Here is a 20,492-nt window from a genome sequence, read left to right as displayed (position 1 = left end):
ATGGAATGTTTTCATGTAGAATACCCATTGTTGACACAACAAAGGGCTATCGCCAAACGGTAAGGCAACGGACTCTGACTCCGTCATTTCAAGGTTCGAATCCTTGTAGCCCTGCTCATGAAAACACCACAGCAGCGTGGTGTTTTTTTACTTTACAGGAAATTGCTTTCCCGCAAAGTAAAAACGATCCGCGAGGATGCGCACTGCGACGTATAAGGTAGATGCCGCAAGCGGCCGCCGCAGGCGCGAGAATGTGCCAGGGCACATTCTTTCTAATAGCCAGGCATTTACAAGGAGGACACATCTATGTATTCCATGAAAAGCAGAGTAAGATATAGTGAAGCAGACAGCGGACAGAAGATGACATTTCAGGCATTGACTAATTATCTGCAGGATTGCTGTATATTCCAGTCAGAGGATCTTGGAATTGGCGTGGACTATTTGAAGGAGCATGCACAGGCATGGTTTTTGGCATCCTGGCAGATTGTGGTAGAACGGCTGCCGGTTCTTGGAGAAAAAATAACAGTAAAGACCTGGCCATATAACTTTAAAGGTTTTTATGGTTATCGTAATTTTACCATAGAGGATGCTGAGGGAAAAATCTGTGCTTATGCGGATTCCCAGTGGATTTTTATGGATTTAAAGAGGGAAAGACCGGTACGGATTTCTGATAAGATGTTAGAAGAATATCAGATGGAAGAGCCTTTCAAAATGGACTATGCGGACAGAAAGATAAAACTTCCGGAGAAAATGCAGGAAAAGGAAAGCTTTCAGATTCGCCCGGAGCAGATTGATACCAATCATCATGTAAATAATGAACAGTATATTGCCATGGCAAAGAATTATCTGCCTGAGAATTTTAATATCCATAAAATGCGGGCAGAATACCGGAAAGCAGCAGTATTAGGAGACAAGGTATTCCCATTTGTATATGCAGATGATAAAATGTATCTGGTATCACTGGCGGATGAAGAGCAGAAACCATATGCCATTGTAGAATTTGAACAATAGAAAGCAGGAAAATATGAATCTTGGAGAAAAACAGGAACTAACAGCAGTAAAGAAAGTTGAATTTGGAATGTATCTGGCAGAAAATCCGGAGGATGAGACCAGAGTGCTTTTGCCGGCAAAACAGGTGCCGGAGGGACTTTGCATTGGAGATAAAGTAGAAATCTTTTTATACCGGGATTCCAAAGACCGCCTGATTGCAACCACCCATGAACCGAAATTGGTACTGGGACAGCTTGCAGTGCTTCCGGTATTGGAAGTTGGTAAAATAGGAGCATTTTTAGACTGGGGACTGGAAAAGGATTTATTCCTTCCTTATAAGGAGATGACCCGCAAGGTAAATGCCGGGGATGAAGTCATGGTAACTTTATATATTGATAAGAGCCGCAGACTTTGTGCCAGCATGAAGAATCTTTATGACCTTTTAAGCAAAGATTCTCCATATAAAGCCGGGGATGAAGTAGAAGCAAGAATCTATGAATTCAGTGATAATTTTGGAACCTTTGCAGCGGTGGATGATAAATATTCTGCAATGATTTCCAAGCATGAGGACAGCAGCCATCTTCGGATAGGGGATGTAATTGCTGCCAGAGTAGTCAATGTAAAACCGGATGGCAAGCTGGATATTACCCTTCGGGAAAAAGCTTACCTTCAGATGGACAGCGATGCACAGAAGGTAATGGAAGTGATAGATTCCTATGCCGGCGTACTGCCATTTACAGAAAAGGCATCACCGGAAGTAATCATGAGGGAAACCGGACTCAGCAAGGCAGCATTCAAGCGCGCTATAGGCAGACTCTATAAGGAGAGAAAGATAACCCTCAGCGAGCATGCAATCCGTAAAAACAGTTAATTTACGCGAGCAGCCAGAAAAACTGCATGTTTGCATGCAGATTTGGCGAGCACCGCGAATAGTTATTATTTAAATAAAGAAAGAAGGAACGAGACATGAAGAAAGTAATCGCAACAGAAAAAGCACCGGCAGCAATCGGACCATATTCACAGGCAATTGAAGTAAATGGAATGGTATATACTTCTGGTATTATTCCCGTTGTACCGGCAACCGGCGAGATTCCGGAAGGCTCTGTAGCGCAGGCAAAACAGGCACTGACCAACCTTTCCAATCTTTTAGAAGCAGCAGGTACAAATATGGACAAAGTGGTTAAGACGACTGTATTCATCAAAGAGATGAATGATTTCGCAGCAATTAATGAGGTTTATAAGACATTCTTTACCACCGATTTCCCGGCAAGAAGCTGCGTAGAAGTAGCACGTCTTCCAAAGGACGTTATGCTTGAAATCGAAGCAATCGCAATGAAATAGGACAAGGAAACATAGAAAAAGACCGGAAATCTTAAAGTCTCCCTGAAGGAAGAAAAAGGTTCCGGTCTTTTACGTTGCAATGTATTGTCTTGTAAAACCATACAGTGGATTTAAACGGAAACATCAAAGTTCCCGCCAACAGCAGGATTTACAGACAATTCCATGGCACGAATCAGGCTGTCACTCATGCTCTGACTGACATCCAGCTGGTTACTCAGCATTGCAACTCCAATCGCTTCGCTGGTTGGAGTAGAGGCACTGTTGAGTGCACTTAAAGCAGTATTGTTTAATGCTGCAATATCCATATCAGTCACATCCTTTCTGCTTTGATATGTACTTTCATTATGGCATGGCAGATTAGAAAAAGCAAGGAAACATTCATATATTTTGGAAAAGGTGGTATACTTATCCTACTGAAGAAATGGAGGAGCCATAACATGTATGATGTGATTATAATAGGAAGCGGCCCTGCAGGGCTGTCGGCGGCAATTTATGCAGGAAGAGCAAAATTTGATACACTTATAATAGAAGAAAAGCCAATGAGCGGAGGTCAGATTGTCAATACCAGTGAAGTGGACAACTATCCGGGACTGCCAGGAGTGGGGGGATTTGAACTGGCACAGAAGATGCGGGAGCATGCCCAAAAGAGCGGCGTGACTTTTGTAAAAGAACAGGTCGTATCGGTAGAGGATAAGCAGGAAAAGAAGCTAGTAACAACCAATCAGAACCAGTACGAAGCAAAAGCAGTAATCATTGCATCAGGAGCATCTTACCGGAAGCTTGGGGTACCGGGGGAGGAAAGACTTACCGGTATGGGAGTTTCATATTGTGCTACCTGCGATGGAGCATTTTTCCGGAATCGGACTGTTGCGGTGGCAGGCGGTGGTGATGTCGCGTTAGAGGATGCACTCTTTTTGGCAAGAGGTTGTGAAAAAGTATACCTCATTCACCGGAGAGACAGTTTCCGTGGCGCAAAAGTGTTAGCGGAGCAGGTGCAGACAAATGAAAAAATTGAAATTTTATATGATACCGTAGTAGAGGAAATCTGCGGTGAAGGAATGGTAGAGAAAATCAAAATATTAAATAAGAAGACACAGGAAGAAAAAATGCTTCCGGTAAATGGCATTTTTGTTGCTGTGGGAATGGTGCCGAATACCGTAAAAGTAATACCGCATCTGGCATTGGATGATACAGGATATATCAAAGCCGGAGAGGATGGAAGGAGCAGTGTGCCTGGCATATATGCAGTGGGGGATGTCAGAACCAAGCAGCTGCGCCAGGTCGTAACGGCAGTAGCAGATGGCGCCAATGCCATTGCTTCTATGGAAAGCGATGGAATGATTTCGTAAAAGAAAGGAAAGAATGTTGTAAAAAAAGCGGGAATTTTAGGTTGACATGACAGGTTAGCTGCGCTATAATGACTCTGTAATAAATGTAATAAATTTGTAACAAATCGTTAGGTTTGGAGGTTTTTATGTATAAGAAAGCGTTAAGATTAACAGCCTGCGGTCTCGCAAGCGCAATATTAATCACTGGAAGCAATGCCACAACATATGCAGCACCAGTCGCAGGTGTTACTTCAGCAATGGAAGTGGAGGCTTCCAATGATACATTAGTAGCAGGTTTTTCTTTGACATTCAGCAATTATATGGCAAGTAGTGAGCTTGTAGCAAAGGCGAATGTGGCAACTGCACAGAATAATGATACACCTGTTGTTACCGAAGGGGATGCAGCACAGCAGGATACAGCAGAAGAGGCACAGCCGGTAGAAGAAGATCCGTTCGCAAATGTGGCAATTGCACAGGTTGATAACTATGTAAATATCAGAAGCGAAGCATCAGAAGACAGTGAGGTGCTTGGTAAGCTTTATAATAATTCAGCAGCAACCGTCCAGCAGACCGTAGATGGATGGTATCAGATTACTTCTGGTACCGTTACCGGTTATGTTAAGAGTGAATATGTAGTAGTCGGCAATGAAGAGCTGGCCCGTTCCGTCGGACGTCGTGTAGCAACTGTAAATGAAGATGCAGTTACTTTATTTGTGAGAACAGAGCCTTCTACCGATTCTAAGAAACTTGGAATGGTTGCAGGATTGGATGATTTGACAGTTACAGATGAGTCTGTAGATGGATGGGTAAAAGTTTCCATCGAAGAGGGCGAGGGATATGTATCCGCTGATTATGTAACATTATCTACTGAATTCGTTCAGGCAGAATCCAAAGAAGAAGAAGCCGCAAGACTTGCAAAAGAAGAGGCTGAAAGAAAAGCAGCAGAAGAAGCCGCAAAGAAAGCAGCAGAAAAATCTTCTAAGAGCAGCAGCTCATCCTCCAGTACGTCTGGTGGTACATCTACATACAATGCACCATCCGGATCTGATGGAGCAGCAGTTGCAAACTTCGCAAGCCAGTTCGTTGGTAATCCATATGTAGCAGGTGGAACAAGCTTAACAAACGGAGCAGACTGTTCCGGATTTGTAATGAGTGTGTATGCACAGTTTGGAGTATCATTACCACATTCTTCAGGAGCAATGAGAGGCTGCGGATATGAAGTTGGTACAGACCAGATGCAGCCGGGCGATATCGTATGCTACAGTGGACATGTTGCAATTTATGTTGGTAACAACACAATCGTACATGCCAGCACACCATCTTCAGGAATCAAATTTACATCACCGATTGACTATAAGCCAGTTCTTTCCGTAAGACGTATTTTCTAGGATGTCCGGATTTGATTTACGCGAGTAGCGAGAAAAATCGCATGCTTGCATGCAGATTTGGCGAGCACCGCGATAACTCGAGAAACTCGCAAAGCGTGTTTCTTGTAGTTTATGGTAAAATTAAGGATGAAATAATATTGAAAAAGATAAACAGGGACTGTTGCGGTTGCAACAGTCCTTTTTTTGCTTTACAGGAAATTGCTTCCCTGTAAAGTAAAAAACGTTCCGCGAGGATGCACACTGCAGGTAGACATTTGGAAAAAAGCAGATATAAAAATTTGATACGTTATTAAAAGATATTCTATTTTTATCTGGAAAAACTGCAATTATAATAAAATCAGCCAATAAAGTGGCGGAGGCGCATTATTATAGAATGAAAGGAAAGGCAGGTTACCACAGATGGAATATACAGCATCAGAACAAAGATATGAAACCATGAAATACAGAAGAGTAGGAAAGAGCGGATTGTTGTTTCCAATATTGTCCCTTGGTTTCTGGCATAATTTTGGAACCAATGATAATTATGAGAACATGAAAGCAATGTGTTTTACGGCATTTGACCATGGAGTCACACAGTTTGACCTGGCAAATAATTATGGCCCGGAATATGGCAGTGCAGAGAGTAATCTTGGCAGAATCATGCGGGAAGAATTGCATGCCTACCGCGATGAATTATTGATTACAACGAAAGCAGGTTATGATATGTGGCCGGGACCTTATGGGGACCATGGCAGCAGGAAGTATCTGATTGCGAGCTTAGACCAGAGCTTAAAACGTATGGGACTTGAATACGTGGACATTTTTTATCATCACAGAATGGATCCGGATACGCCATTGGAAGAAACCATGCTGGCATTAGACCAGATTGTAAGAAGCGGAAAAGCATTATATGTAGGAATATCCAATTATGATGGCGTGCATATGAAACAGGCAGCTGAAATCTTGGAAGATTTAAAGTGTCCGTTTGTGATAAACCAGAACCGCTACAATATCTTTGACCGTACGGTAGAGAATAATGGCTTGCTAGAAGCTGCAAAAGAGAAGGGGAAAGGTGTGATCGCATTTTCTCCACTTGCACAGGGAATGCTGACAGATAAGTATATCGATGGAATTCCGGAGGACAGCCGGATTAAAAGAGATGGCAGATTCCTTCATGCATCCGACCTTACGGAAACAAGAATGCAGCAGATTAAGAGCCTGAATGAAATTGCAAAGCGCCGTGGACAGACACTGGCACAGATGGCATTAAGCTGGATATTAAAGGATGAGACGGTAGCAAGTGTTCTGATTGGCGCATCCCGTCCGCAGCAGATATTAGATAATTTAAAGATTGTAGATGCACCGGCATTTACCACGGAAGAGTTAGAAGAAATCGAAGCTGTCTGCAGAGCCTGAAGCCTGGACGCAGATGCAGTTTTGGAAAAAAGAATAGAAGGAATTGTTCAGACAATTTCCCAATCAAAATAGTTATGTGAACGAATATGATATTATGTAAATATACATATGGGGAAGAGGTACTATTTTGAAAAGTGGAAAAGAAATTCATTTGACGGAAAAGAAGTGTAAATTGCAATCAGACAATTTTACACTTCTTTTTTGAAAATATACAATATGCACAAAAAAGAAAAGAACGTCGAAAAAAAGTGCTGGAAATCATAAAAAAGTCCCAAAAGTTATCCACATCGAAAAATGTGGAAATATCGAAAAAAAGGAGTTATACACCAAGTTATACACATTATCCACAGAAAAAAGGAGAAAAATATAGGTTTACATAGCAAAAAATAAGAACGAATGTTTTGTGAACAAATGATAAAGTTGATAACTTTTCAAAAAAATATACAAAATCTATTGACATTGCAATATTGAAAAAATCATATAAAATTGTCTGAAAATGTCAGTTTATTTACAAAGGTGTAAAAAGGCAATCTGAGAAAATTATTACAGAAAATTTGCACAATGGTTGAAAAAAACTGGAGCTTTTGCTATACTACTTGCATAAAAGCGCATGGAAATGCACAGAATAAGACAGGTGTAAGATGTTAAAGAAAATCGATATACTGGGAATAGAAGTAGATAATTATACAGTCCGTGAAGCAATGATGCAGGTGGAAAATTATCTGGATAACACGATAATGAATACCATAGAGACCATAGATATGAAGATGTTAGAACTGGCAGGACAGGATGAAACGGTGCGGGCGTGCATTGAACAGCTGGATCTTGCGGTAATCGGAGAGAAGGAGATTCTGATTGCGGCAGATGTTCATTCCAGCCAGCGGCTCAGTGAGACCATTAATCATGATTTCTTCCGGGAATTCATCAAGCGGATTATCCGTAACCATAAGAGAGTATTTTTGTTGGCAGAAACCATTGCTCAGGAAGAACAGCTGGAGCATTTCCTTGTAGGAAAATACGAACAGATTGAGGTGGCAGGTCATTGTGCGATAGAGGAAAAGTCCAATGACTTTGAAAGTGTGGTAAATGAGATTAACAGTGCCAGTGCAGATGTTATTTTTTCCATTCTGCCGTCTCCGTTACAGGAACAGTTTTTGACAGAAAATAAAAGCAAACTGGATGCTAAAATATGGTATGGGTTGAGCAGTGATTATGCACCGCGTTCCCGTATCAGCAGAATATCCCAGATAGCGGGCAGATTGATTCATAAGAAGAAACTGCAGAGCAAATTACACAAATATAATAAAGATTAAAGGAAACGGATGGTTATGGGTCTGGGATATAAAAGACCGGCCATAGTGGATTATTTGTGTATGACAGCAGGAACCTGCCTTATGGGTATAGCAATTCAGTCCATCTATGACCCGGTAGGAATGGTTGTTGGTGGATTTAGCGGAGTTGCAATTCTTATCAGACAACTGACAGTAAAATGGATTCCCGGAGGAATTCCGTTATGGTTTACGAACCTGGCGTTGAATCTTCCGGTTTTTTTATGCGCATGGAGAAGAAAAGGAAAGAAATTTTTGTGGCGGGCATTATATGGAATGGTAATGCTGTCTTTCTGGCTTCTGGTACTGCCTCACTGGAATATAGCACAGGATGATTATATGCTGGCAGCTATTTATGGCGGATGCATCTCCGGAGCGGGAATCGGTCTGGTTCTGGTGACGAAGTCCTCTACCGGAGGGACGGATATGGTAGCCACTTTATTACAGCGTTTTCTTAAACAATATACCATTGCACAGATTATGCTGGTGTTAGATGGTATCATTGTGTTAAGCGGAATGTTTTTCTTTGGAGTAAAGCCGGCGTTATATGCTGTGGTGGCAATTTTTATAACAACGGAAGTATCGGATGCAATTATGGAAGGTATCAAATATTCCAAGGCGGCGTATATCATTACGGAAGATGCCACTGAAGTGGCAGATGCACTGATGCACCGGATGAACCGCGGTGTTACGGCGATTCATGCAAAGGGAATGTATTCCGGAAATGAGAAGGACATACTCTTTTGTGCAGTGTCGAAAAAGGAAATTGTAGAGTTAAAAGAGATAGTAATGGAACTTGACCCGAATGCTTTTGTAATTGTGACGGATGCCCGGGAAGTGCTGGGAGAAGGTTTTTTGGAATATTAGCATAAAAATATTCACATTTCCTCTTTATTTTTTTGACGTTTTGCATTAAAATAAGATTCAAAGAGTTTTATCTTTCACAAAAGGATGCGGATTTTTTGTGAAAGTTGTCCAGTAACTGGGGCGATATTGATAAGAGAAGGAGAAAAAAGTATGATTTCAAATCAGATACTTCAAAACACAATTGACGGTTTGAAAGGGATTACACGAGTGGATATGTGCATTATCGATACTGAGGGGAAAGTATTGGCAACCACATTTCCGGATGCAGATAATTATATCAATCCTGCATTGGCATTTGTAGAATCTCCGGCAGACAGTCAGGTGATTCAGGGATGCCAGTTCTTTAAAGTTTTTGATGATCATCAGATAGAATATGTTTTACTGGCAAATGGTGACAGTGATGATGTGTATATGGTGGGAAAAATTGCCGGTTTCCAGATTCAGAATCTTCTGGTAGCATATAAGGAACGGTTTGATAAGGACAACTTTATTAAGAATCTTTTATTGGATAATCTTCTTTTAGTAGATATTTATAACCGTGCGAAGAAGCTTCATATTGAGACGGAAGTACGCCGTGTGGTATATGTTGTAGAAACCAACCGGGAAAAGGACGGAAATGAACTGGAAAAAGTACGCAGTATCTTTGGTGGCAAGTCCAAGGATTTTGTGACAGCGGTAGATGAGAAAAATATCATTGTGGTAAAAGAACTTGCAGAAAATGAGACCTATGAGGATTTGGAGAAAACGGCAGAAGTTATCTTAAATCTGTTCAAGGCAGATGAAGACTGCGAGGCTTATATCGCATATGGTACCGTAGTAAATGAGATTAAGGAAGTATCCCGTTCTTATAAAGAAGCCCGAATGGCATTGGATGTAGGAAAGATATTCTTTGAAGAGAAGAATATTATTGCGTATTCTGCACTGGGAATTGGACGTCTGATTTATCAGCTCCCGATTCCACTTTGCAAAATGTTTATCAAAGAGATTTTCGATGGAAAATCTCCGGATGATTTTGATGAAGAAACACTTACTACCATCAATAAATTCTTTGAAAACAGCCTGAACGTTTCAGAAACATCCAGACAGTTATACATACACAGAAATACACTGGTATACCGTCTGGATAAACTGCAGAAAAGCACAGGCTTAGACCTTCGGGTATTTGAAGATGCCATTACATTTAAAATTGCGTTAATGGTAGTAAAATACATGAAATATATGGAGACATTGGATTACTAAGCAGTAGTTTTAGGAGGAACACATGATTAAGCTTGAACATGTAAGCAAGTCATATTCGGCAGGAATACCGGCATTAAATGATATCAGTCTTAATATAGAAGAAGGGGAATTTGTTTTTATCGTTGGAAACAGTGGCTCCGGAAAGTCAACACTGATTAAATTATTGTTAAAAGAATTAGAGCCGACCAAAGGGGTTATTACGATTAACAACCGTAATTTAAATGCAATCCGGAGAAAACAGATACCGAAATATCGTCGTAATGTAGGTGTTGTGTTCCAGGATTTCCGCCTTTTAAAAGACAGAAATGTATATGAGAATGTAGCATTTGCCCAGAAGGTAATAGGTACTCCGGCAAGGCTCATAAGAAGCAGTGTACCGACCATGTTATCTATGGTAGGGCTGGCTGCCAAATATAAATCTTATCCAAAACAGTTGTCCGGTGGAGAACAGCAGAGGGTTGCCATTGCAAGAGCACTGGTAAATCAGCCGAAGATTCTTCTGGCAGATGAGCCGACCGGTAATCTTGATAACCATAATGCATGGGAAATCATGAAGCTCTTAGAGGAGATTAACCAGAAGGGAACGACAGTAGTCGTTGTTACACATAATCTTGAGATTGTCAAGGCAATGAAGAAACGTGTAATCACAATGAAGAAAGGCGTCATTATCAGTGACGAGAAAGGTGATTGCAGCGATGAGGATTAGTTCGTTTTTTTATTCAATAAAACAGGGTATCAAGAATATCTGGCGTAACAAAATGTTTTCAGTAGCATCTATTGCGACCATGTGTGCCTGTATCTTTTTGTTTGGACTTTTCTATTCGATTGTAGAAAACTTCCAGTCAATGGTAAAAGAGGCAGAGGAAGGCGTTGCAGTATCTGTTTTCTTTAATGAGGGAATCTCGCAGGAACAGATAGATGAGATTGGTAATAAAATTAGTAAGCGTGTGGAAGTTGCCAGCTATGAATTTATTTCCGCAGATGAAGCGTGGGAAAGGTGTAAAGAGACATATTTTGGTGGCTCAGAAGAAGCTGCAGAGGGATTTGCGGAGAATCCACTTGCTAATTCTGCCAGTTATGAAATTTATATGAAAGATGTTTCCATGCAGGATGCACTGGTTACATATTTAGAGTCCTTAGATGGCGTAAGGGAAGTGCATCATTCTGCAGTGGTGGCAAATACATTGTCTGATTTTAATAAACTGATTGCGTATGTTTCCGGAGGCATTATCTTAATCCTGCTTGCGGTTGCTATCTTCTTAATCAGTAATACCGTTACAGTTGGCATCTCGGTACGAAGAGAAGAGATTGCGATTATGAAGCTGATTGGAGCTACGGATTCTTTTGTGCGGGCACCATTTGTAGTAGAGGGTGTGCTGATTGGACTTCTGGGTTCTGCATTGCCACTGATTCTGCTTTACTTCATGTATGGCAAGATTATAGTATATGTAGCGGACAAATTCAGCTTTTTAGATAATATTATGAATTTTATTCCGGTTGCAGAACTGTTTCACAGTCTGGTTCCAATTTCACTGCTGTTGGGAGTGGGAATTGGATTTGTTGGCAGCCGGCTGACTATTAAGAAGCATTTGAAAGTATAAGGACAAAGGGTATCGCCTGTGTACTGGGGCAGTCACGGGGATACCCTGTTTTGAATATATAAAAGGTGATGAGAATAAGATGAAGATACGAAGAAAAGTAACAACCGCAATACTGACAGCTGTGATGTTACTTTCTCCGGTGATGGAGATATCTGCCAGCAGCCTGTCTGATGCACAGAAGGAAAAAGAAAATTTAGAGAAGCAGTTAGAGGAGGCCCAAAGTGTCATTGATGGGCTGAAAGATTCCAAGGCTGATATTCAGACGAAGGTAAAGGAATTAGATCAGCAGCTTACAAGCATTTCTCTTGAAATTACCAATACACAGGCACAGTTAGAGGAAAAGAGTGCCGAGATTACAGACACCCAGAGCGAATTAGAGGATGCCCAGGCGGATGTGGCAAGCCAGGCAGAAGCTATGAGCAAAAGGATTCAGTTCATGTATGAAAATAGTGGAAAAATGTCATATCTGGAAGCATTTTTTCAATCCGGCAGTATGGCAGAATTTTTGAATCAGGCAGAATATATCCGGCAGATTTCAGAATATGATAGAGATATGCTGCAGCAGTACAATGACAGTGTACAGACCGTGGCAGATGCCGAGGAACAGTTAGAACAGGAATATACAGAGCTGGAAGAATTAAAGGCACAGGTAGAATCCCAGCAGCAGACCGTGCAGGCTCTGATGGATGCCAAGGAAGACGAACTGGATAAGGTAAAGAGTGACATTACGGTGGCACAGTCGGATGCAGATGCAGTACAGGCAGAGATTGATGCACAGAATGAAATTATTGCGCAGATTCAGGCAGAGGAAGCCAGAAAAAAAGCGGAAGAAGAGAAACGAAGACAGGAAGCAGAGGAAAATGGAACTACTCCGGATACGACTCCTGGAGATGTATACAGTGGCGGGGCTTTTGTATGGCCGTGTCCGAGCAGTACCAGGGTAACCAGTGATTACGGAACGCGATTATCTCCGACCCAGGGAGCATCCTCTAATCATAAGGGACTGGATATTGGGGCAAGCTATGGTGCGAGTATTGTGGCGGCGGCAGATGGAACGGTTTCCTATGCAGGCTATAATAATGGAATGGGCAACTATGTAATGATCAGCCACGGCAGCGGGCTATATACAGTATATGGGCATGCTTCGGCACTTTTGGTATCCACCGGTGATAAAGTCACGGCGGGACAGACGATAGCCCAGGTAGGAAGTACCGGTATATCTACTGGAAATCATTTACATTTTGGCGTATCCTTAAATGGAAGCTATGTAAGCCCATGGAATTATCTGAGTAAATAGTAAAAGAGGAAGAAAGATGGACGAAATAAGGGAAGAGACAAATTCAGCAGAAGCAATCAGGCAGGAAATAAAGGAAAAGAAAAGAACTTACTGGCGTGGTGCGATTACCGGTGCTGCTTCGGTCATGGCGGTATTGCTGATTGTATTATTGATTGGTATTTACAGTGGTACTGTGGTAATTGGTGGAAAAGGCGTAACAGGAGGCAGCCAGACGGTAGCAGCATCAGATGGTGATCTGCTTTCAAAGGATGTCATCAATAAGCTTGATAATCTGGCAGACCAGATTAATGCAGATTATTATGAAGATGTGGATCAGGAAGACTTGATTAACGGAATGTATAAAGGCTTGTTTGAGGGGATCGGAGACCCATATAGTGAGTATTATACCCCGGAAGAATATGAAGATATCATGATATCTACCCATGCAAATTATTATGGAATCGGAGCAGGACTTACCCAGGATAAGAATACCATGGAAGTATCCGTTACCCATATTTATGATAATTCTCCGGCACAGGAAGCAGGATTAAAAGAAGGCGATAAGATAGTCAAGGTAGATGATATTGAAGCCACTTCTATGGAATTGTCGGAATTGGTAACCAACATCCGTGGCGAAGAGGGAACCACCGTTCATCTGGTAATTGAAAGAGAAGGGGAATCAGAAAATCTGGAATTTGATGTGTCTCGTGCCAAAGTAGATATTCCAACAGTAGCTTATAAAATGTTAGAAAACAATATCGGATATATACAGGTATCTGAATTTGCAGAGAATACACCAACCCAGTTTTCGGATGCAATTACAGATTTACAGGGTCAGGGTATGGAGAAGCTGGTTATTGATTTACGTGATAATGGTGGCGGAATGGTAGTATCCTGTCAGCAGATGTTGGATATGATTCTTCCGGAAGGAACCGTTGTTTATACGGAAGATAAATATGGCAACCGTCAGGATTATACTTCTGATGCAGAGCATTATCTTGATATGCCGATTGCAGTATTAGTCAATGGCAATTCCGCCAGTGCATCCGAGATATTTGCAGGAGCCATCCGGGATTTTGATTATGGAACACTGATTGGAACCACAACTTTTGGAAAAGGCATTGTGCAGAATATCATGCAGTTAAAGGACGGCAGTGCCATTAAGCTTACGGTAGCAAAATATTATACACCAAACGGTGATAACATCCATGGAACCGGAATTACACCGGATGTTGAAATTGAATATGAGTACACCGGAGATACCGAGGGTACTTATGATGAGATGCAGGATAATCAGATATTAAAAGCCATTGAAGTATTGAACGGAGAAGAATAATGAAGATGAATAACGAAGAGAAGAAAAAACTTATCATTCGCTATGTGGTGGCAGTAATTCTTTTGGTAGTTACCATCCTCGTACTTAAGGGGATGTATCAGGATGCGGAAGAGCATGACAATGCACAGAATACAGAAATTACAACAGAGATAAATCATGAGTAAATTAAATGAAAAGATTCGCCAGCAGTTAATGGAATGGGCAGAACCGGATTTTGGCACCTTTTCCGCCGGATTGATTCCGGGGGAAAAACATGTGCTTGGAGTAAGGCTGCCATTACTTCGTTCTTATGCAAAAGAATTAGCAAAAGGAGACTGGCAGACTTACCTTTCACAGGCATTGGATGATTCCATGGAAGAGACCATGTTACAGGGCATGACCTTAGGCTATGTGAAAAGTGATTTCACAGGAATCCGTCCGTATCTTGATGCCTTTCTTCCAAAGATTAAGAACTGGTCGGTATGTGACAGCACCTGTGTAAGTTTAAAAATTGCCAGAAAAGAGCCGGAGGCAGTTTTAGAATATTTACTGCCTTATCTTCGCAGTGACGAAGAATTTTTCATCCGGTTTGGCGTTGTGATGTTATTAGATCATTTTATTATGGAAGACTATATTGACCTTGTCTTAGAAGAGATGGATAAGATTCATCAGGATGCCTATTATGTGAAAATGGCAGTAGCCTGGAATTTGTCCGTGTGTTTTGTGAAGTTCCGGGATAAAACACTTTCCTATCTCAGGACAAATCATCTGGATGACTGGACTTACAATAAGACGATACAGAAAATCAGGGAATCCTATCGCGTGACCAAAGAGGATAAGGAAATGCTCTTAAAAATGAAACGGAAAGCAGAAAAATAGACTTTTCAACCAATATTAAGGAAAATATAATTGATTCGAAGCCGGGAAACCACTATAATGTTTATAGTGGTTTTTCTTACTTTACAGGAAATTGCTTTCCTGCAAAGAAAAAACGCTCCGCGGGGATGCGCACTGCGGCGTATAAGGTAGATGTCGCAAGCGACCGCGCAGGCGCGAGAATGTGCCAAGGCACATTCTTTGTTATACAGAAAATCATAAGAATATAAGAAAGTTGGTGATACTGTGGTTGAATTGGACGCATACCGATACAAATTGGGAACCTATAAGGCTCCACTACAGGAAGTGAGGGATTCACTTTGACTTAGCAGATAAGTCAAAGAAAATCGAAGAACTGGAAAGGGAAATGGAAGCACCAGATTTCTGGAATGATGCAGAAGTGTCCCAGCAGAAGATGAAAGAGTTAAAAAGCTATAAGGATGACGTGGCAGTCTGTGCACAGCTGGAAGAGAAACTTTCCGACATTGAAACACTGATTGCGATGGGAGATGAAGAGAATGATGTTTCCCTGATTCCGGAAATCGAAGAAGAGATAAAGGAATATGAAGAAGCGTTTGAAAAGATTCGGATTAAAACCCTGTTATCCGGAGAATATGATAAAGACAATGCAATTGTATCCTTACATGCAGGAGCAGGCGGAACAGAATCCTGTGACTGGGCATCCATGCTATACCGTATGTATACAAGATGGGCATCCGATAAAGGATTTGCCATTGAAGTATTGGATTCCTTAGATGGAGATGAAGCAGGAATCAAATCCATTACCTTTCAGGTAAACGGAGAAAATGCTTACGGTTATCTGAAATCAGAAAAAGGCGTACACCGTCTGGTGCGGATTTCACCGTTTAATGCGGCAGGAAAGCGTCAGACCTCCTTTGTATCATGTGATGTGATGCCGGATATAGAAGAAGACATTGATATTGAAGTAAAGGATGAAGATATAAGGATTGATACCTACCGTTCCAGCGGAGCCGGTGGACAGCATATCAATAAGACATCTTCAGCAATCCGGATTACCCATTTTCCGACGGGAATTGTAGTAACCTGCCAGAATGAGCGTTCCCAGCACATGAATAAAGACAAGGCAATGCAGATGTTAAAATCCAAGCTGTATTTATTGAAACAGCAGGAAAATGCAGATAAAGCAGCAGATATCCGTGGCGAAGTCACAGAAATTGGCTGGGGAAATCAGATACGCTCCTACGTATTGCAGCCGTATACTATGGTAAAGGATACCAGAACCGGCGTAGAGACGGGAAATACAGATGCAGTATTAGATGGAGATATTGATATTTTCATTAATGGATATTTAAAGTGGCTGTCACTGGGCTGTCCGGAGAAGATGGGAGAGTAAGATGGAAAAAGTAATCATACCACTGGTCATTATTCTTGTCATTGTGGGAGTGATAGCAGGCGTGGTTTTCTATGTGAAAAATAAAGTAAGAAAATTCTCACAGGATCTCTTTGGAACAGATTCTTTAGTGGAAGGCTGGAAGAAACAGGAAGAGGAACTGTCTGTCACACCATGTTCCGTATCCGGAATGACAAGATTATTAGAACCACAGATACAGCGGGATTTCCCGGAATTTAACTGGGTGCAGTTTAAAAATAAGGCAGAAGATGCATTGAAATTGTCATTGATGGCAATTTCCGCACATAGTATAGGAAGGGCAGAGAGCCTGTCGGAAGCACTTAAAGAAGAAGTGGCAGCAAGAATTGAGCAGAATCAGACAGCAGGTGTAAATGAGGTATATGAACGTATCCGTGTTCATCAGACTGAGATTGCCAGATATGAAAAACAAAAGGGAAAATGCATTATTACACTACAGAGTGCAGTGGAGCATATTCACTATAAAGAAAAAGACGGAAAACTGATTTCCGGTAAAAAAGATTTGTTAGAACAGACCAAGTACAACATGGAACTGATGTATATCCAGGATGAGAGCAAAGTCAGTGCTGATAAAGGGGTAGGACTTACCTGCCCGCACTGCGGTGCTCCGGTTACATCCCTTGGAGCGAAATACTGTGAGTTCTGTGGCAGTGAAGTAATACCAATCAATATGCAGGTTTGGTCTCTGCAGCATTTTTACGAAGTTACATACCAAAAGGTGTAATGAAAATATATAACATAAGAAAACAGGAGGTTTGTTATGGGTTTAATTAAAGCAGTAGCACAGGCAGTTGGAGGAAGTTTTGCAGATCAGTGGTTAGAGGTAATCGAGCCGGATGATATGGGAGATCAGACCGTCTTTACCAGAGGTGTGTTGATTCGCCGTGGACAGAATACAAAGGGAACGGATGATACCGTATCTAATGGTTCCATCATCCATGTATATGATAATCAGTTTATGATGTTAGTAGATGGTGGAAAAATCGTAGACTATACTGCAGAACCGGGATATTACAAAGTAGATAATTCTTCTTTGCCATCCCTGTTTAACGGACAGTTAAAGGATACTTTAAAAGATTCCTTCGCACGTATCAAATTTGGTGGTCAGACACCGGATAAACAGAAGGTATTCTTTATAAATCTTCAGGAAATCAAGGGAATCAAATTCGGAACAAGAAATCCGATTAACTATTTTGATAATTTCTACAATGCAGAATTGTTCCTGCGTGCACACGGAACTTATTCCATTAAGATTGTAGACCCGATTCGTTTCTATGCAGAAGCAATTCCAAGAAACAAAGACAGGGTAGAAATCACAGATATCAATGAACAGTATATCTCTGAATTCTTAGAAGCATTACAGACATCCATCAATCAGTTATCTGCAGATGGCGTCCGCATTTCCTATGTATCATCCAAGGGACGCGAGCTGAGTAAATACATGTCAGAAACTCTTGATGAGGAATGGAACCAGATGCGTGGTATGGAGATTCAGGCAGTAGGTATTGCAAGCATCTCTTACGACGAGGAATCCACTAACCTTATCAATCTGCGCAACAAAGGTGCAATGATGGGTAGTGACCCGAATGTAATGCGTGGTATTGCTGTTGGAAATATTACGGAAGGTATCCGTGATGCAGGTTCTAATGCAGCAGGTGCAATGACCGGATTTATGGGTGTTGGAATGGGAATGAATGCATTCAACAGCAGCATGGACAGCTTAAATCAGATGACAGCAGGCATGCAGCAGAACCAGCAGATGAATAATGGAGCACAGATGGCAGGCGGAGTAGCAGGCGTGCAGCAGGCAGCACCGGCTCAACAGGCAGCTCCGGCACAGCAGGCAGCAGCACCGGCAGGCAATGAGTGGACCTGTGAATGCGGAACAACAAATACCGGAAAATTCTGCTGTAACTGTGGAAAACCGGCTCCTGCACCGGCAGTAAAGACAGACTGGACCTGTGAGTGTGGAACAGTAAATACCGGAAAATTCTGTACTAACTGCGGAAAACCGGCTCCGGCAGCAGACTGGACCTGCGAATGTGGAACTGTAAATACCGGAAAATTCTGCAGCAATTGTGGAAAACAGAGACCATAATGGGGGAAGGAGCACTGCATGTCAGTAATTAGTTTTAAGTGCCCGAATTGTGATGGCGAACTGATTTTTGACCCTGCTTCCGGAGCATATAAATGCGAATATTGTGGTTCAAAATTTACACAGGAAGAACTGGATGCCATGAAGCCGGCGGAGGAACAGGAAAAGCCTGCCGGCAGCATGGATGGAAGTCAGGCTTCTGAGAATACAGACGGAACACAGGAAGAGAAGAAGACAGAGGAAGAAGCAGTCATTTATACCTGCCCAAGCTGTGGCGCACAGATTGTAACAGATGCAACCACAGCGGCAACCTTCTGCTATTATTGCCACAATCCGGTAGTGCTTTCCGGAAGATTATCCGGAAATTATATGCCGAATAAGGTCATTCCGTTTGCAATTGACCGTAAGGAAGCAGAAAAACGTTTTATGGAATATGTAGGCAGGAAAAAGTTTGTTCCAAAGGCATTTTTCAATAAGAAACAAATTGATAAATTATCTGGTGTATACTTCCCATTCTGGATTTATGATACCAGGATGAATGGTAATCTTTCGGCAGAGGCAACCCGTGTCCGGGTATGGCGTTCCGGGGATGAAGAATATACCGAGACTAAATTCTATGAAGTAGAACGTGGCGGAGATGTATCTCTTTCCAATCTGGAATTGAATGCATTACAGAAAGCCAACAAAGAGCTGGTAGAGGGTGTACTGCCATATCAGTTTGACAAGATGAAGGATTTCTCCATGGGGTATCTTTCCGGCTTCCAGGCAGAGAAGCGTGATATTGAAAAAGAAGGCGTAGCAGAGGAAGCTAGACGAGAGACAAAGGATTATGCAACCAGGCTCTTGCGGGAAAGTGTATCCGGCTACGATGGTGTGAAGGTGCATAACTGCGGATTTTCTAATGGCAGTGAGAACTGGAATTATGTGCTTCTTCCAATCTGGACCATCACCTATCGCGCCAATAATGGCAAGATGTATTACTATTCCATGAATGGTCAGACTGGAAAAGTATGTGGAGAACTTCCGGTAGATTATAAGAAACTGACTCTGGTTAGTGGAATCATATCAGCAGCAGTGCTGGTACTTGGATTGTTAGGAGGGCTGCTGATATGGTAAAGAAAAAGATAATTGTACCGTTACTGCTTTTATGCAGTATGTTATTTGTTGTTCCTGTTATGGCATCAGAGCCAAAGGCAGACTTCGTCTATGATGACGCAGAGCTTTTTACCCAGAGTGAAGCAGATTCCATCAGTGAAAAAATCGGCGATTTTTCCAGTGAGACCGGCTGGGAAATCTATGCATTTACCACAGAGGATGCGCAGGGGTATACTTCCCAGGAGTATGGAGAGAATACCTTTGACCAGTATGCCACCGGCATGGATGGCGTTGCTTTTGTCATTGACATGGATAACCGTGAAATCGCAGTGGTTCATTTTGGAGAAGCAAACCGTTATTATACGGATGAAAGAGTAGAAAGTATTCTGGATGAAGGCTTCAATTATATGGGAGATGCAGAGTATGCAGATGCCATGGAGGCAATGATTGATGAGGCAGAATATTATTATGGACAGGGCGTGCCAACCGGTCAGTATAATTACGATGAAGAAACCGGGGAGTATGATTACTACGAGAAAAATACGCTGACCTGGTTTGAAATTCTGATTACCTTACTGGTGGCATTAGGTATCGGTGGTGCATTCTGTGGAATCACCATTGGAAAATACCGCCTGCATTTTGATAAGTACAAATATGATTACCACAAGAACAGCCATGTAAATCTTACAAACCGTACTGACCGCTTTGTAAATCAGGTAGTAACCCATCGTCATATCCAGAGGGAATCTTCTGGTGGAGGCGGAAGCAGTTCAGGCAGAACAACAGTACATACCGGAGCAGGAGGACGAAGCACCGGAGGCGGAAGCCGTAAATTCTAAGAGCTTTCGGATAAGGAAAGCAAATATAAAAATTCGTCAATTTACCCATATGGAATCCGAAAAAGGTTCCATATGGGTACTTTTGTATAAAAAAGAGAAATTTACTTG

The 20,492-nt window shown here is 41.8% G+C and carries 21 protein-coding genes and 1 tRNA gene; 21 read left to right on the top strand and 1 reads right to left on the bottom strand.

All coding sequences use genetic code 11. The features are described 5' to 3' along the window. Positions 1-42: 42 nt before the first annotated feature. From DXB43_RS12545 to DXB43_RS12530, 4 genes are all read left to right on the top strand, one after another. Positions 43-114 (top strand) — tRNA-Gln (locus DXB43_RS12545). Between the two features lie 192 nt (positions 115-306). Beyond that, entirely contained in the window at positions 307-1,011 is a 705-nt protein-coding gene (locus DXB43_RS12540) for an acyl-[acyl-carrier-protein] thioesterase (RefSeq protein WP_117947725.1), read from the top strand. A 13-nt stretch (positions 1,012-1,024) separates the two neighbouring features. Continuing rightward, entirely contained in the window at positions 1,025-1,861 is an 837-nt protein-coding gene (locus DXB43_RS12535; protein ID WP_117842228.1) for a CvfB family protein, read from the top strand. Positions 1,862-1,956: 95 nt separating this feature from the next. After that, positions 1,957-2,331: a RidA family protein gene (locus tag DXB43_RS12530; RefSeq protein ID WP_022243569.1), complete on the top strand. Its 375-nt coding sequence runs from the start codon at positions 1,957-1,959 to the stop codon at positions 2,329-2,331. A gap of 110 nt (positions 2,332-2,441) precedes the next feature. On the opposite strand, the gene DXB43_RS12525 is transcribed toward DXB43_RS12530, so the two are convergent. Next, complete coding sequence (locus tag DXB43_RS12525; RefSeq protein ID WP_022243568.1) at positions 2,442-2,636, bottom strand: YjfB family protein; 195 nt, start codon at positions 2,634-2,636, stop codon at positions 2,442-2,444. A gap of 39 nt (positions 2,637-2,675) precedes the next feature. Between DXB43_RS12525 and trxB the strand changes: the two genes are divergently transcribed. From trxB to DXB43_RS12445, 17 genes are all read left to right on the top strand, one after another. Further along, positions 2,676-3,680 (top strand): thioredoxin-disulfide reductase, encoded by a 1,005-nt coding sequence (gene trxB, locus DXB43_RS12520; protein WP_117947724.1) that lies wholly within the window; start codon positions 2,676-2,678, stop codon positions 3,678-3,680. A gap of 125 nt (positions 3,681-3,805) precedes the next feature. Next, positions 3,806-5,047: a C40 family peptidase gene (locus tag DXB43_RS12515; protein ID WP_117947723.1), complete on the top strand. Its 1,242-nt coding sequence runs from the start codon at positions 3,806-3,808 to the stop codon at positions 5,045-5,047. 399 nt (positions 5,048-5,446) lie between these two features. After that, the gene (locus tag DXB43_RS12510) at positions 5,447-6,442 is read left to right on the top strand and encodes an aldo/keto reductase (RefSeq protein WP_117947722.1); all 996 of its coding nucleotides are present in this window, start codon (positions 5,447-5,449) and stop codon (positions 6,440-6,442) included. Between the two features lie 641 nt (positions 6,443-7,083). After that, on the top strand, positions 7,084-7,755 hold the full coding sequence (locus DXB43_RS12505; protein ID WP_117842233.1) for a WecB/TagA/CpsF family glycosyltransferase: 672 nt from the start codon (positions 7,084-7,086) through the stop codon (positions 7,753-7,755). 9 nt (positions 7,756-7,764) lie between these two features. After that, positions 7,765-8,637, top strand: a complete 873-nt coding sequence (locus DXB43_RS12500; RefSeq protein WP_330415600.1) for a YitT family protein — start codon at positions 7,765-7,767, stop codon at positions 8,635-8,637. A 150-nt stretch (positions 8,638-8,787) separates the two neighbouring features. Continuing rightward, the gene (locus DXB43_RS12495; protein ID WP_117696702.1) at positions 8,788-9,876 is read left to right on the top strand and encodes a PucR family transcriptional regulator; all 1,089 of its coding nucleotides are present in this window, start codon (positions 8,788-8,790) and stop codon (positions 9,874-9,876) included. Between the two features lie 22 nt (positions 9,877-9,898). Then, a complete protein-coding gene (ftsE, locus tag DXB43_RS12490; protein ID WP_022243561.1) occupies positions 9,899-10,582 on the top strand; it encodes a cell division ATP-binding protein FtsE in 684 nt (227 codons plus the stop codon). Then, positions 10,572-11,477: a permease-like cell division protein FtsX gene (gene ftsX / locus DXB43_RS12485; RefSeq protein ID WP_117842235.1), complete on the top strand. Its 906-nt coding sequence runs from the start codon at positions 10,572-10,574 to the stop codon at positions 11,475-11,477. Before ftsE ends, ftsX begins: the two co-directional genes overlap by 11 nt. A 79-nt stretch (positions 11,478-11,556) precedes the next feature. After that, the gene (locus DXB43_RS12480; RefSeq protein WP_117947720.1) at positions 11,557-12,774 is read left to right on the top strand and encodes a murein hydrolase activator EnvC family protein; all 1,218 of its coding nucleotides are present in this window, start codon (positions 11,557-11,559) and stop codon (positions 12,772-12,774) included. Between the two features lie 16 nt (positions 12,775-12,790). Next, the gene (locus tag DXB43_RS12475; protein ID WP_117947719.1) at positions 12,791-14,089 is read left to right on the top strand and encodes a S41 family peptidase; all 1,299 of its coding nucleotides are present in this window, start codon (positions 12,791-12,793) and stop codon (positions 14,087-14,089) included. Then, positions 14,089-14,253, top strand: a complete 165-nt coding sequence (locus tag DXB43_RS15165) for a hypothetical protein (RefSeq protein ID WP_022243557.1) — start codon at positions 14,089-14,091, stop codon at positions 14,251-14,253. Before DXB43_RS12475 ends, DXB43_RS15165 begins: the two co-directional genes overlap by 1 nt. Next, complete coding sequence (locus DXB43_RS12470; RefSeq protein WP_117947718.1) at positions 14,246-14,947, top strand: DNA alkylation repair protein; 702 nt, start codon at positions 14,246-14,248, stop codon at positions 14,945-14,947. The genes DXB43_RS15165 and DXB43_RS12470 overlap by 8 nt, the downstream gene beginning before the upstream one ends. Positions 14,948-15,190: 243 nt before the next feature. Further along, positions 15,191-16,319, top strand: a protein-coding gene (prfB, locus tag DXB43_RS12465) for a peptide chain release factor 2 (protein WP_117696719.1) whose coding sequence is annotated in 2 segments (ribosomal slippage) — positions 15,191-15,265 and positions 15,267-16,319 — 1,128 coding nt in all. Because the reading frame shifts where the segments join, the coding sequence is not laid out codon by codon here. Between the two features lies 1 nt (position 16,320). Next, complete coding sequence (locus DXB43_RS12460) at positions 16,321-17,079, top strand: TIM44-like domain-containing protein (RefSeq protein WP_117696722.1); 759 nt, start codon at positions 16,321-16,323, stop codon at positions 17,077-17,079. Between the two features lie 36 nt (positions 17,080-17,115). Further along, entirely contained in the window at positions 17,116-18,453 is a 1,338-nt protein-coding gene (locus tag DXB43_RS12455; protein WP_117947717.1) for an SPFH domain-containing protein, read from the top strand. An 18-nt stretch (positions 18,454-18,471) separates the two neighbouring features. Then, on the top strand, positions 18,472-19,566 hold the full coding sequence (locus DXB43_RS12450; RefSeq protein ID WP_117947716.1) for a TFIIB-type zinc ribbon-containing protein: 1,095 nt from the start codon (positions 18,472-18,474) through the stop codon (positions 19,564-19,566). After that, positions 19,560-20,384: a TPM domain-containing protein gene (locus DXB43_RS12445; RefSeq protein WP_117696730.1), complete on the top strand. Its 825-nt coding sequence runs from the start codon at positions 19,560-19,562 to the stop codon at positions 20,382-20,384. The genes DXB43_RS12450 and DXB43_RS12445 overlap by 7 nt, the downstream gene beginning before the upstream one ends. Positions 20,385-20,492 lie beyond the last annotated feature (108 nt).

It is taken from the genome of Roseburia sp. OM04-10BH, assembly GCF_003462605.1.
In the GTDB taxonomy this organism is placed as follows: Bacteria; Bacillota; Clostridia; order Lachnospirales; family Lachnospiraceae; genus Roseburia_C; species Roseburia_C amylophila.
Note: the sequence above shows the minus strand (reverse complement) of the source record. Positions and strands in the feature narration are given on the sequence as shown.

Coding starts and splice junctions, on each gene's coding strand:
- DXB43_RS12540 (WP_117947725.1), top strand. CDS start 307: ATGTATTCCATGAAAAGCAGAGTAAGATATAGTGAAGCAGACAGCGGA.
- DXB43_RS12475 (WP_117947719.1), top strand. CDS start 12,791: ATGGACGAAATAAGGGAAGAGACAAATTCAGCAGAAGCAATCAGGCAG.
- DXB43_RS12510 (WP_117947722.1), top strand. CDS start 5,447: ATGGAATATACAGCATCAGAACAAAGATATGAAACCATGAAATACAGA.
- trxB (WP_117947724.1), top strand. CDS start 2,676: ATGGCATGGCAGATTAGAAAAAGCAAGGAAACATTCATATATTTTGGA.
- DXB43_RS12535 (WP_117842228.1), top strand. CDS start 1,025: ATGAATCTTGGAGAAAAACAGGAACTAACAGCAGTAAAGAAAGTTGAA.
- DXB43_RS12500 (WP_330415600.1), top strand. CDS start 7,765: ATGGTTATGGGTCTGGGATATAAAAGACCGGCCATAGTGGATTATTTG.
- DXB43_RS12460 (WP_117696722.1), top strand. CDS start 16,321: ATGGAAAAAGTAATCATACCACTGGTCATTATTCTTGTCATTGTGGGA.
- DXB43_RS12530 (WP_022243569.1), top strand. CDS start 1,957: ATGAAGAAAGTAATCGCAACAGAAAAAGCACCGGCAGCAATCGGACCA.
- DXB43_RS12450 (WP_117947716.1), top strand. CDS start 18,472: ATGTCAGTAATTAGTTTTAAGTGCCCGAATTGTGATGGCGAACTGATT.
- DXB43_RS12515 (WP_117947723.1), top strand. CDS start 3,806: ATGTATAAGAAAGCGTTAAGATTAACAGCCTGCGGTCTCGCAAGCGCA.
- DXB43_RS15165 (WP_022243557.1), top strand. CDS start 14,089: ATGAAGATGAATAACGAAGAGAAGAAAAAACTTATCATTCGCTATGTG.
- DXB43_RS12470 (WP_117947718.1), top strand. CDS start 14,246: ATGAGTAAATTAAATGAAAAGATTCGCCAGCAGTTAATGGAATGGGCA.
- DXB43_RS12505 (WP_117842233.1), top strand. CDS start 7,084: ATGTTAAAGAAAATCGATATACTGGGAATAGAAGTAGATAATTATACA.
- DXB43_RS12455 (WP_117947717.1), top strand. CDS start 17,116: ATGGGTTTAATTAAAGCAGTAGCACAGGCAGTTGGAGGAAGTTTTGCA.
- ftsX (WP_117842235.1), top strand. CDS start 10,572: ATGAGGATTAGTTCGTTTTTTTATTCAATAAAACAGGGTATCAAGAAT.
- DXB43_RS12480 (WP_117947720.1), top strand. CDS start 11,557: ATGAAGATACGAAGAAAAGTAACAACCGCAATACTGACAGCTGTGATG.
- DXB43_RS12495 (WP_117696702.1), top strand. CDS start 8,788: ATGATTTCAAATCAGATACTTCAAAACACAATTGACGGTTTGAAAGGG.
- ftsE (WP_022243561.1), top strand. CDS start 9,899: ATGATTAAGCTTGAACATGTAAGCAAGTCATATTCGGCAGGAATACCG.
- DXB43_RS12525 (WP_022243568.1), bottom strand. CDS start 2,636: ATGGATATTGCAGCATTAAACAATACTGCTTTAAGTGCACTCAACAGT.
- DXB43_RS12445 (WP_117696730.1), top strand. CDS start 19,560: ATGGTAAAGAAAAAGATAATTGTACCGTTACTGCTTTTATGCAGTATG.